At 42.1% G+C, this 12,479-nt stretch carries 9 protein-coding genes; all 9 read right to left on the bottom strand.

The features are described from left to right. Positions 1 to 43: 43 nt before the first annotated feature. A complete protein-coding gene (locus tag JI65_RS00510; protein ID WP_191013400.1) occupies positions 44 to 817 on the bottom strand; it encodes an ATP-binding protein in 774 nt (257 codons plus the stop codon). Further along, positions 750 to 1,178, bottom strand: coding sequence for an ATP-dependent metallopeptidase FtsH/Yme1/Tma family protein (locus JI65_RS00505; protein WP_191013399.1), 429 nt, complete (start codon positions 1,176 to 1,178; stop codon positions 750 to 752). Before JI65_RS00505 ends, JI65_RS00510 begins: the two co-directional genes overlap by 68 nt. A gap of 82 nt (positions 1,179 to 1,260) precedes the next feature. Continuing rightward, the gene (locus JI65_RS00500; protein WP_191013398.1) at positions 1,261 to 2,985 is read right to left on the bottom strand and encodes an HD domain-containing phosphohydrolase; all 1,725 of its coding nucleotides are present in this window, start codon (positions 2,983 to 2,985) and stop codon (positions 1,261 to 1,263) included. Positions 2,986 to 3,104: 119 nt separating this feature from the next. After that, complete coding sequence (locus tag JI65_RS00495; protein WP_191013397.1) at positions 3,105 to 3,473, bottom strand: metal-dependent transcriptional regulator; 369 nt, start codon at positions 3,471 to 3,473, stop codon at positions 3,105 to 3,107. Between the two features lie 207 nt (positions 3,474 to 3,680). Next, a complete protein-coding gene (locus JI65_RS00490; RefSeq protein WP_191013396.1) occupies positions 3,681 to 5,360 on the bottom strand; it encodes a Na/Pi cotransporter family protein in 1,680 nt (559 codons plus the stop codon). 1,269 nt (positions 5,361 to 6,629) lie between these two features. Beyond that, a complete protein-coding gene (locus tag JI65_RS00485) occupies positions 6,630 to 8,783 on the bottom strand; it encodes a methyl-accepting chemotaxis protein (RefSeq protein WP_191013395.1) in 2,154 nt (717 codons plus the stop codon). A gap of 186 nt (positions 8,784 to 8,969) precedes the next feature. After that, positions 8,970 to 9,947 carry a DUF1848 family protein gene (locus tag JI65_RS00480; protein ID WP_197971887.1) on the bottom strand — a complete coding sequence of 326 codons (978 nt, stop codon included), beginning with the start codon at positions 9,945 to 9,947 and terminating at the stop codon, positions 8,970 to 8,972. After that, positions 9,904 to 10,788, bottom strand: coding sequence for a GNAT family N-acetyltransferase (locus JI65_RS00475; protein WP_191013394.1), 885 nt, complete (start codon positions 10,786 to 10,788; stop codon positions 9,904 to 9,906). The genes JI65_RS00480 and JI65_RS00475 overlap by 44 nt, the downstream gene beginning before the upstream one ends. Continuing rightward, positions 10,788 to 12,461 carry a putative bifunctional diguanylate cyclase/phosphodiesterase gene (locus JI65_RS00470; RefSeq protein ID WP_191013393.1) on the bottom strand — a complete coding sequence of 558 codons (1,674 nt, stop codon included), beginning with the start codon at positions 12,459 to 12,461 and terminating at the stop codon, positions 10,788 to 10,790. Before JI65_RS00470 ends, JI65_RS00475 begins: the two co-directional genes overlap by 1 nt. Between the last annotated feature and the right edge of the window lie 18 nt (positions 12,462 to 12,479).

Raw genomic sequence — 12,479 nt, 5'->3', positions numbered from 1 at the left:
GTTTCGACTAAGCTCAGCCACCGCAAACTTAGCGCCAACGGGGCTATTTTACATCATCAAGCGAAAATTGAGTTCTGCCATGCAATTCGGCGGCAAGCACTGCCTCGTTCAGGGCAGACTCGATTTTTGCACAGCTTGCCCCGTCAAAATGGCGGGCAAGTTTTTCGGCAGTCACAGAAACATCATAATTTTTTCCGCGCAAATACATTTCGCACAATTTTATGCGGCTTTCAAGATTCGGGTACGGAACGCTAACGTGCGCATCAAAACGGCCAGGACGCACAAGAGCTTCGTCCAACGCGGCAAGGGAATTTGTAGCCGCGAGCACAAGGATTCCCGAATTGGTCTCAAAGCCGTCAAGTTCGTTCAGCAACGCCGTTACTATTCGCGTGTTCTCGGTTTCAATTGCAGAACCGCTGTAGTTCCGCTTAGTTCCGATTCCGTCAAATTCGTCAATAAATACAATGCAAGGCGCGCGGCGACGGGCTTTTTTAAACAAAAGCTTAACTTTCATCGGGCCAATCGCCATGAACATGCTCTCAAAATCAGTCGCTTTGGCGGCAATAAAATTCACGTTCGCTTCACCGGCAACGGCGCGGGCAAAAAGCGTCTTTCCGTTTCCTGGCGCGCCCTCAAGAATCACGCCTTTAGGCATTCGAACGCCCTTTTTCGCGTATTCGCGGGGATTTTTCATAATCGTCATAACCTGGCACATGTAATTTTTTAAGTTTTCCATGCCAATCACATCATCAAATTTTACGCCAGTTTTTCGAACGACTTTGAACGTGTTCGGAGAAATAAATTTTTTTGAACACAAAAAAAATCGTGCCGAAGAAAATTAAATAAAAAATTGAATCAAGAATGAGCGAAATGATTTGGTCAATTGATTTTTCAACGCTCACTTTTACGTCGTGCAAAAGCAAATATTCATTCAAAGTTGGGGAAGCCGGATTTTCCACAAAAAATTTTTCGCCGGGGCTCTGGCTTTCGCGAAGCGTGAATTCGATTTTGTCGTCGGTCAAAACAGCAGATTCAATCTTATTTTCTCTGACCATCTCATAAAATTCACGGTAACTGTAAGTGCTTTCTTGCAGATTTGAATCATAAAAGAAATTAAAAAAAATAAACGCGCCCGCGCACAAAATTAAGCTAAAAAAAACAATTTTTCTGACTTTCATTTTTATTCCTACAAAAGGGAGATTCACAGATTTTCACATTTACAAGTTTATAAATGCAGAGGCTCTGTGGAGACTCAAAATCTCACTGATTTTTCGCTAGATACGCAATGATTTTTGGTTTTAAATCCATAAAAAGCTTTACAAGTTCCGGGTCAAAATGCGTGCCGGAATCTTTTTGAATTATTGCAAAGGATTCTTCGTAAGACATCGCTTTTTTATAGACCCGCGGCGAAACAAGCGCGTCAAAAACGTCGGCAATTGCCACAATTCGTGCGCAAAGCGGAATATCCTCGCCTTTCAAGCCAAGCGGGTAGCCCTTTCCGTCCCAGCGTTCGTGATGATATTGGGCAACCTCGCTGCTCATCTTCATAATCTTTGGATCAATTCCTCGTCCAAAAATATTTCGAATTATACCACCGCCCATAAGAGTGTGAGTTTTCATCACCTCGTACTCGTAATCGTCAAGTTTTCCGGACTTGTTCAAAATTCTGTCCGTAATACCGATTTTGCCCACATCGTGCAGGGCAGCGGCATTTCCCATCATCCAAATGTAATTTTTGTCGATTTCGCCTTTGTGCAAACCTAGTTCCAAAATGTGCTCGGCAAGCAATTTTGAGTAAAATTTCGTATTCTGAACGTGCTTTCCGGTGTTAACGTCACGGTACTCGATTAGCGATGCCATGCCTTCAATTACAGTATCTTGCATCACAAGCTGATTTTGCGCCTGAGTTTTTAAATCAGCAGCCTGTTTTTTTATTTTGGCCTCAAGAGCGGTTTTGTAGCGGCGAAGCGTTTCTGAAATATTTACGGATTTGTATTTGTTTGAATAAGCAAGCGCACAAAAATACAAAATCAAAACAAAAATACAGAATGAAATAAAGAAATTCAAGTAAAGATTCTTTTTGAAACTTGAAAAAAGTTTGCTCTCCCTGGAAATCATACAAATTTTCCAGCGGGAATCTACGGTCTCTGAAAAGACTGCGATTTTTCCAAAATCATATTTTAGATTAGCAGAAAAATGATCTTGAGAGCTGATAGCTTTTGCAATATTCCGCCGCCAAAGATTTTCGGCAGTCATTTTGTCAAACAGATAATTTTTTCCGTTTTCAGAAGGACTCGAATGAGCCACGATAAGCCCTTCCGACGACATTATAAAGCCTTCCGAATCATTTGACGAATGAATCTCGTAAGCGAATCTTTGGAGTTCGTCCATTTTTATGTCGATTGCAACGACGCTTTTTCTGTCTGGAAGAAGTTGGGAAACAGAAAAAATAACTTTTCCAGAAACAGCGTCAACATACGGACTTACAAGCGCAACCTTTCCCTGCGCCTTAACGGCAGCCTTAAACCATGCTCGCTTTGTCGGGTCAAAATTTTTCTGAGGAATCCAGTTGCGCCCCGAAAAATATCTTCCGCCAACAAGACCGTAAACGCTTATGATTCCTGATTCTGGCTTTTCCGCAAACTTTTTTGTTTCGCTCAAAAAATAATTCTTAACACGCGTATAAGAATCCCCGTTTTCGAGCATATAATTTATGTTTCGCGCAGTGATTTCAAGAATTTCTTCCTGACATGAAAGGAATCCGTCAAGTTTTTCGGCCACTTGCATCAACGAAGTTTCACCAATCAACGAAATATCGTCTTTTGCAATTTTATAAAAAGAATAAAAAGTGTAAGAAATGGCCGCAACCAAAAACGAGATTATAAAAAATTGGGCGAGAAGAAAAAAGCCTAAACTTCGTCTTCCCGCATATTCATAAACTTTATATTTTTCAGATTCAATTTCCACGGCAGAATTTTTCTTCATACTTTATTAATTGAGACTCAAAAAGTTGAGTTTTTTGAGCCAACTATGAAAATGCGATATTTTAAGTCCGCTATTTTCTAGGCTTAAAAATCACAGGCATCTTCATGCGACGCCTTGATTTATTCTGGATTATTTTCCATCCATTTTTTGATTCCAGCGACAACATCTGAATCAATGTCGTGCTCTACGCGACAAGCATTTTCTTCCGCCTGATCTTCGGGCACTCCCGTAATTTTTTGCAAAAAGGCTGTGAGCAAGCGATGACGACCATAAATGTCTTCCGCTTTTTCCTGACCTTTTTCGGTAAGTTTTATCATGTTGCCCATTGAAAATTCAATGTAGCCGTCTTTTTCGAGAAGACTCATAGCTCGGCTTACACTTGGACGAGAAACAGCAAGCTTATGAGCCACATCAACAGACCTTACAAAGCCGTTCTCAAGCTGCAGTCTTAAAATCGCTTCAAGGTAATCTTCACCCGATTCGTACATGTCATGCCCCCAAAATAGATTATAAGGTTCAATTTCGAGTTTCTACAAAGCTTGTCATTATCAGGCGCCCCGATAATCTTAAACACTGTTTTATTGAAAGATTGCCGTGCGAGCACGGCAATGACAGAATTTTTCTAGTTTCCCGAATAAGTCAAAAAGCCAAAAGTAAAACTTTTAAACTACCTTTTAAGATTATATCACACTTTTTTAAAGATTTGAAACTTTTCCTAATTCATCAGCCATATCAAAGCAGCGGTCACCGAGTTTTTCAATCTGACGAACCATATCAAGATACAAAAGTTCTGCCTTTACGTCCGCTCCGCTTTCGAGTCGCTTACGGGCCAATTTTTTGAGAGATTTGCGTTCGGCATCAATCTGTGCTTCAAGTTCAGCCGCAAATTCAAATTCATCTTTTGAAAGTCTCTGGATTTTAGAAATATTTTTGTAAATGAACTGCAAAAGTTGGCGAGAAAGTTCAAAATATGGCAAAAGCCGCTCCAAATCTTCTTGGCGGAAAACCATTTCTTTTATAACGGCCTTTTTTATCTGCGTGGCAATCGAAAGACATCCGTCCGCCATGCTTTCAAGTTCCTCCGAAATTTGCAGCATGAGCGAAACGTTCATTTTTGATTCTTCGCTTATGTTAAGGCTTGAGCAGCGGATAAGATAGTGCGTGAGCTGGAAATGCATCTGGTCGGTGTAATTTTCCAAGTATTCGAGGGACTTGTAGTCTTCTTCAATGAATTTTTTGTCCATCTTTCCAAGCCCGATTTGCAGCTGGTCAAACATCTGAACAAGAATGTCCGCAAAATCAGCAATTTCTTTCTGAGCCTGAATCACGCAAGTTTCCGGCATATCGAGAGCGGTTTTTTCGTTAAAGTCAAAATGATAGGCTTTGTCAAAATCATTTTTGTCTTTGATGATTTTTCGCGTAATTGAAGCAATCTGCTTTACAAAAGGAATAAAAATTATCGTTGCAAGGACTTTGAATGTCGTGTTCAAAAGCGCGATGTGATAGCTGATATTTTTTGCGTTGATGTCGCCGGGAATTATAAATTCTATAAGACGCAGAAAAGGATTGAAAAAAATCAGCGCAAGCACGGATGCAGAACAGTTGAACATAACATGAATGAGCGCGGTACGTTTTGCGTCCGGTTTTCCGCCCATAGCGGCCATAATTGAATCAATCGTGGAGCCCATCGTAGAGCCGATTACGAGTGCCGCACCGATTTTCCAGAAGCTCGGTTCCGCAGCCGCAATTGTGATTACGATTGCCGTCATCGCAGATGAAGAATGAATCATGCCTGTAAAAATTACGCCCACAACGACTGCAAGGGCAATACTGAATCCGCCGAAGTTTTCAATAGCTTTTACGGCATCAATAAGATCCGGAAGCGTTTCACCCGTAACAGGATCTTTAAAAGTTGAAGAAAGCCAACCCAAACCGATAAAGAGAAGCCCGAATCCCATGATTGCGATTCCAAGCCCTTCTTTTTTGAGGCGTTTTAGGAGAGTCAGAACATATCCAAGTCCAAAAATCGGAATGGCAAACAATTTTAGGTCAAAATCGAATCCGACAAGTGCGACAATCCAAGCGGTAACGGTCGTTCCAATATTCGCACCAAAAATAACACCAACAGTCTGCTCAATCGTAACAAGCCCGGCATTTACAAATCCAACAAGCATAACGGTGGTCGCGCCAGACGACTGAATAATCATCGTAAGAATGCACCCCGTCAAAAGTCCGGTAACACGGTTTCCGGTCATAAAAGAAAGCGCGGATTTTAATCTCTGTCCAGCACTCTTCTGGATTCCATCACTCATAAGTTTCATTCCATAAAGGACGAAACACAAACTACCCGCAAAACTTAATATTTTTAGCACCATAGATGAAGAAATTATAAAGTAAAAAATGGAAACGCTACAAGCGCACTTTTTAAATAAAGGTTGACTTTGTGCGTTTCCCACGAGTTTTCCAAAGGAAAACTCGTGCTTTGGTGGAGGCAGTTTACACGGGTTTCCAAGTTGCCGCGACAAGCACGACGACAACTTGGAGGGGCAGTTTTATTGCTCGCGCATCGCTCGCAATCTTTGAGAGTAAAGGTGGGCTTTGTGCGTTTTCGGAAACGCTGCAAGCAAACTTTTAAAATAAAAGTTAACATTGTGCGTTTCCCACCACTTTTGTCAGTGCAAAACAGGTGCTTTGGTGGAGGCAGTTTACACGGGTTTCCAAGTTGCAGCGACAAGCACGGCGACAACTTGGAGGGGCAGTTTTATTGCTCGCGCATCGCTCGCAATCTTTGAGAGTAAAGGTGGGCTTTGAGCGGGTTGGACTTGCAAGAGATTGGGAATTCGATTAAATCAAGGTACCAAAAAAAATCTATATTGTGACAATCAAACAAATTCTATAGTATAAATACCATCGAGAACGTTGTGAATTATGACGGTCTGCCTCCGATTTTTCACGAATGAAGGAGGCGTCTATGACGAATTACGAAAAAGTGATGCTTGCCATCGCGATTATCGATATTGTTATAGCACTGCTCTCTTTTCTACTAAAATAAGAATCTGAGCAAAAATAAGCCCGTTCCATAAGCCACCAACTTCGGACGGGCTATTTGTTTAACCTAAACGGAGACGGTCGCTCATTCGCAACGTCCTCGTTTCTCTAATATACAACACCCTTCACCCTTCGTCAATTTACGGAAACGCTACAAGCGCACTTTTAGAATTAAGTTGACCTTGTGCGTTTCCCACCACTTTTGCAATGCAAAACTGGTGCTTTGGTGGAGGCACTTTGCACGGGCTTAACAATCGCAGCGACAAGCAATGCTGCGATTGTTAGGTGCAGTCTTATTGCTCGCCCCAAGCTCGCAATTTGGGGAATGCAGGTTAGCTTTGTGCGTTTTCGGAAACGCTGCAAGCAAACTTTTAAAATAAAAGTTAACCTTGTGCGTTTCCCACCAGTTTTGCAGTGCAAAACTGGTGCTTTGGTGGAGGCAGTTTACACGGGTTTCCAAGTTGCAGCGACAAGCACGGCGACAACTTGGAGGGGCAGTTTTATTGCTCGCGCATCGCTCGCAATCGCGGAAAAATGTTTTACGTCATGCTGAACTTGATTCAGCATCAGGATGACCAAAGTTTTTGGGCAGAGCTCTATACCGTGAATTGGTCAACTTGTGAGCCGATTTCCATGATTGACTGCTGCATTATGCCCGCTATGTCAGACAGGTCTGAACCAGCGTCGTTTATCTTTGTCGCGCTCACGCCCATTTCGTCCATGCTCTGCTTTATTGTATTCGTTTCGGATTTTAGAGTTCTTACATCCTCGATTATGGTCTGGCTGTTTTCGCTCATTGCTTTTGACGCAGACTGAACCTGACGAGAACTTTCATTCATCCTTGACAATGCATCCGTAATCAAAGAAGAACCTTCGCTCTGCTCTTGCATAGCGGCCTTTATCTGATGAACGAGAGTATCTGTCCTTCGGACTTCGTTTGCAAGTGATGCATATCCTTCTACACCTTTTTGAGTCGCCTCAACAACGGAATCAATCGCGTGCTGGATTTCCGAAAGCTGAACTCCAATCGTTGCAGACTGTGAACTTGAAGTTTCGGAAAGTTTTCTGATTTCATCCGCAACAACGGCAAATCCTTTTCCGGCCTCGCCTGCGTGGGCAGCCTCAATTGCCGCATTCATGGCAAGAAGATTGGTCTGTTCCGCAATCGAAGCAATTACAGTATTAGCCTCGCTCAAAAGTTTGCTTTGGTTTTCAATTTCGCTAATTTTTCCCTGAAGTGCCTCTTGGGTTTTTGCTCCCTCTTCCGCATCAACGGCAAGCTGCGCAAATGACGAAGCCATCTTATCAACAGAACGGTTTACTTCATTAATATTTCCAACCATTTCCTCAACCGCACTGCTAGCTCCTTCAACACACTCAGTCTGTTCGCCAACCATTTTTTCAAGGGCCTGAATACTGTTTAAAATATTATCAACGCTGGCAGAAGTCTGAGTAACACAAACGCTCTGACTTGTCAAATTGCCATCAAGATTTTTTATGCCAGTATTTATCTGACCGATTGCAGCCATAGCATCTGCGGTCGTATTGCCGAGTCTAGTTCCGGCCTCGCCCAAAGACAATTTTGAATGCTTCATGCTGCCAATAATCTGCTGGAGTTTTTCTGAATACAAGTTAAAGCTGGCCGCAACATCGCCAATTTCGCTTTTTGAATTAACAGAAAGTCGTTTTGTCAAATTTCCGCAACCATCTGCAATTTCCTTTGCGTTCTCGCTAATTTCATAACCGATAATTTTTAACGGCCGGAGTTTTGAACGGGAAACAAATGCCGTAGAAAGCGCAAAGAAGATTCCCAAAATAACGCAAATTATAAAAGAACGCATCATAGTGTCATGGAACGATGCGTTGACCGTAGCCTTAGGACTGCAAACAACAATTTCGTAGCCTGTTTTTGGGTTCGTAATAGACTTTGTAAAATACGTTCGCCCCGCAAGCATAATCACACCGTCAGAAGCATCTGAATTTATAAAATTCGCAAGTTCAGTAATTCCTAATTCGCCCACATTTTTAAAGATGTTATTATGCGCAGTGTCCGCCAGGATAATTCCATCAGACTGAACCATCATTACGAATGAGAGTTCGCCAAAATCAAGTTTTTTAAGGATTTGCGTAATGTCATCCAGCGTAATTTCCATCGCCACATTGCCAATAAAATCAAGATTATCGTCATAGGCACTTTTTGCAATTCCGACAACAACGGAACCTGTCGTGCTCTCAAATGCACTTGTAATAACGGAATTGCCACTGCCTTTATTCGCTTCCAAGTACCACGGACGAACACGAGGGTCATAGCCACCGTTCATCGTACCATCAAGGTTCGTCGCGTAACCGCCCCATTTTGTGCCAAGATAGATTTCAGAAATATCAGTGTCGTGTGACGCAAAAACTTTTGCAAGTTTTCTAATATCTTCCTCAACATCACTTTTCTCGTAGCCCATAATCTGCACGGTTCCGCTTTCAGAAATGTAAGAATGAATGGAATCATCGGCAGCTTTTACTTCCGCAGTTTCTGCAAAAACACCTAATTCAGCTTCTTTAGCCGTAAAAAAGATTGAAATAGAATTCGAAAAATCTTCAAGTACATTCTTAGCCGATGTGTAAAAATCATTCATTGCTTTTTTTTCAAACGACACACCAACTACAATTTGAGAGATAGCAATAAGCACGATAATAATAACTGAAACATTCAGTGCAAATTTGCTCGAAATAGACATTCGTTTTCTTGTCTTCATTAAAAAAAATACTCCTCTTAGCAAAAACAGTTTAAGAAATTTTTAAGAGTATAGTTTAATTTTTCTTTTTAAGTAAAGATATTTTAAAGGGAGTTTTTTAAAATATTCAGTCTGTTTTCAGATGTTTTTCAGTTGCTACTTCAATCGAAAAATTTGAATCCGCGTTCATTCGAATCTGTCCGGGCACTAAAACAAAAGCAGCTGTTTATCTTCCCACGATTCCTGCGAAGCAAAATTTATTACGTCGTCGGGGCGGGAATTTCCAATCAAAAACGGAGATTCATCGTCGTGAAGTGAATAATTTTTTTCTACGATTTTGGCGTCGTAATTCGCATAGCAATATTTGCACAAATGCGGACAGCTGTTGTAGTAGCCAATATCCCGCGTTGGAAGGCACAGGCAGTGCTGGCGAAGATTCTGCTTTCCAGTTTTTAAAAGCCTTATTCCCGTCGCTTTCTCAATCTGCTCTTTTCCGACGCAGCAGCCCTTCTCCACCCCAAAAGGCGAAAGGTCAAGCTTTTCGGCGCAAGATTCGATTGTCATTCCGTATTCGCCGGCAATCCGGGAAAAAGATTGGGCAATAAAAATCTGGTCATTCTCGGAAACTTCTTTTAAGTCAGGAAAATTCTTTTTTGTTTTTGAATACAAATCCACAAAACTGATTATGCAACGGTCTGTCGCAGAATTGAGCCGGGCCGCCATCTGCCTAAAATATTTTATGTGATTCGAAACCGTATAATTCTCGCCGTCCACAAAAATCGGGTCGTAACGCCAACAAACAGAATTCTTTCCGACCTTTTCTGAAAGCTCAAGCACAGAATCTATCACGCTGGATTTTTCGGGAACGTTCGGCTCAATCTCCTTTGAGTAAGGCGTAACCGTCACAAAAAAATACAGCCCGAACTTTTTAAGCTCGTCAATGTACGGAAGAATCGGAGCCGGATTTTTCGTGCAGAACACAAGACAATCCACAACCGACGGGTCAAGCTTGTAGCGCGTAACCTGCTCGCCGTAATACGGATTTCGCACGTCCACAAAGCCCGCACGCACGCGGTTAACGAACCATTTTGAGTAAAAAGCCGGAATGTCGGTCCTGCCGGATGCAAACAACAACATAAAATCAATAATAGCAGATTTTGAATCCAGAAAAAGGGGTAAAACCACAATTTTCGTAAAGACTTCTCGCAATCGAATTTGAATTCTTTACGAAAAGCACAACTTTTTTGCCTTCAAGTTTTTTTTGCGCCACAAGAAAATTAACGAGCCTTGAAGCGTAACCGTTCCGCCGGAACCGGGGAGCCGTGTACATTCCGCCGAGCTGGGCAAAGCTGTTCGAAACCGCATTAAAAGTCGCCTTGGAAACGATAACTTTCCCGGACGCAAGCACGTAAACATTTTGCAAACGAAGCGCACGTTTTAGCATAAAAGAACTCAAAAATTCATTATATTCCTGACCGGCGGCAAGCACTTCTTCCCGCTCGTAAGCTTCTTGCATGGGTAGCAAAGTTTGCAGCATCTGAGGTGAGCAGCGGAAAATCTGCAAATTTTCATCATCATTTTTTTGAATTTCTTTTTTTTGAAAATCTTCCAAATATTCCATCAACAAAAAATTCGTAATACTCAGGGGAAGTTTTTTTACAGCCGAAAAAATCGCTTTTAAAACAAAATCCGTGGACTTTGCTTCGCCAATCACGCTAAAAAGTTTTTTGAGATTGAATTTTTCAAAATGATTTTTTAGAGATGAAAAAAGTTTCTGCGCACCACCTTCATCGTCGCCCTGCCCCGCCAAAAAAATGGTCGGCAAACAATGCAGGATTTGCCCTCCCGACGAATACGAAAAAACCCCCGTAAGGCGGTTCTTGCCGTCAAGAATGCAAAAAATGTCTGCATCGTGGTGCAAAATCCGTTCGGCAAGCGAAACACAATACTTTTCGTAAGCGAGCACAAAATCCAAAACCGAAGCGTCAGGATTTTTGCCCACAAAAATCACCTTAAAATCTTCCATTATATAAGCGCGTAAACAGGCAACGGACGGCCAAGAAGATTGCCCTGAATATAATCGCACTTGTTTTTTACGAGATATTCAAACTGAGAAGTTCTCTCAATTCCTTCGGCAATCACTTCCAAATCCAGCTGATGGGCCATGTCGATTATTGAAGTTACGATATTTCGCTCATCCGGGGTATTCTTGATTGTGTCAATAAACGACTTGTCAATCTTAACAACGTCAAACGGCAACATTCGAAGATAATTCAGGCTCGAATATCCCGTGCCAAAATCATCGAGCGCGATTCTGATTCCCATATTCTTAAGCTCGTTAAGAATGCCCTTCGTAAATTCAGGCGACTGAATGCACACGCTTTCGGTAATCTCAAATTCAAGATACTGGCAGAGCATTCCGGTGCTTTTTAGAATTTCGTTCACATTCTGAATAAAATCCGGGTCGCGGAGCTGAATGACGGACACGTTCACAGAAAGAATCGGAGGCACGTCGTAAACCGAACAAAGCCGCATGTACTGAGTACAAGCCTCTTTTAAAATCCAGTTTCCGAGCGAAACAATAAATCCGCTTTCTTCGGCAAGCGGAATAAAATCCAGCGGCGAAACCTCGCCCAAAGCCGGAGAACGCCAGCGGGCAAGCACTTCAAAGCCCCGCAGATTTTTCTCCGGAACTTTGTACTGAGGCTGATACTCAATGTAAACCTCGTTCTTGGCAATAGAGTCCCGGAGCCGTTGCTCAATGTTCGCCTTTCGCTCAAGAGCCAGCTGCATTTCTTCGTCAAAAAATACGATTCTGTCTTTTCCCAAAGATTTTGCACGGTGCAAAGCCATGTCCAACCGTTGAAAAAGCAACGAAGACGAGTCAGAGTCCTTCGGATACTGAATGATTCCAACGCTCGCCGTCATTCGGATTTCGTGCCGCCTAAAAAAGAACGGATTCTTTATAATCTCGCAAATGTCCCGCACATACAACTCAGCTTCAAGAGGATTCTCGCATTCCTGCATAATCAGCATGAATTCATCGCCGCCAAGCCTTCCGAGAAGATTTTTTGATGATTTGCCTATAAAATCCCTGATTTTTCGCACGTTTTCCAAAATGAACATATCGCCAACGGAATGGCCGTAAGAATCATTTACGAGCTTAAAATTGTCAATGTCAAAAATGGCGGCGGTAAATGCCGTCTTGGATTCAGTAAGTTTTTGGATTTTGTTGAGCATTTCGCCACGATTAGGCAAACCGGTAACGGCATCTTTTTTTGAAAGATTGTCGATTTCGTTGCTTTTTTTTGCAATGAACGTAAACTGATTTTTTAAAACGGATGCCAAAATTATAGAAACGACTGCAAGCGGAATTCCTGGCAGGGCAAGAATCTGGCCATGCACAAAAAACGAGATGCAAATCGCAATAATATTCAGAGCGTTAAGGAAAACGGAATAATAAAATCCTTTTTTTTGCTCCGCAAGCACAATTTGAACAGAAACAAGAAGCTGAAAAAGCCCCAAAGCAAATCCGATTATGGCAGTTGCCTGAATTTTTGAAGCCTCTATCAATTCTTTTTCAGGGACTCCGCCCAAAAGAGGCACCAACGGCTGCATACAACTTGCAATCACAAAAATCAAAATAAGCATTTTTCGCCACACGGACTCGCTGATTTTACTTTCGGTAAACTCTTCCATAAAAAAATGGATTCTCCT

It is taken from the genome of Treponema zioleckii (assembly GCF_014737315.1).
Lineage (GTDB): Bacteria > Spirochaetota > Spirochaetia > Treponematales > Treponemataceae > Treponema_D > Treponema_D zioleckii.
Note: the sequence above shows the minus strand (reverse complement) of the source record. Positions and strands in the feature narration are given on the sequence as shown.

Coding starts and splice junctions, on each gene's coding strand:
- JI65_RS00475 (WP_191013394.1), bottom strand. CDS start 10,788: ATGGAAGATTTTAAGGTGATTTTTGTGGGCAAAAATCCTGACGCTTCG.
- JI65_RS00490 (WP_191013396.1), bottom strand. CDS start 5,360: ATGGTGCTAAAAATATTAAGTTTTGCGGGTAGTTTGTGTTTCGTCCTT.
- JI65_RS00485 (WP_191013395.1), bottom strand. CDS start 8,783: ATGAAGACAAGAAAACGAATGTCTATTTCGAGCAAATTTGCACTGAAT.
- JI65_RS00495 (WP_191013397.1), bottom strand. CDS start 3,473: ATGTACGAATCGGGTGAAGATTACCTTGAAGCGATTTTAAGACTGCAG.
- JI65_RS00470 (WP_191013393.1), bottom strand. CDS start 12,461: ATGGAAGAGTTTACCGAAAGTAAAATCAGCGAGTCCGTGTGGCGAAAA.
- JI65_RS00500 (WP_191013398.1), bottom strand. CDS start 2,985: ATGAAGAAAAATTCTGCCGTGGAAATTGAATCTGAAAAATATAAAGTT.
- JI65_RS00505 (WP_191013399.1), bottom strand. CDS start 1,178: ATGAAAGTCAGAAAAATTGTTTTTTTTAGCTTAATTTTGTGCGCGGGC.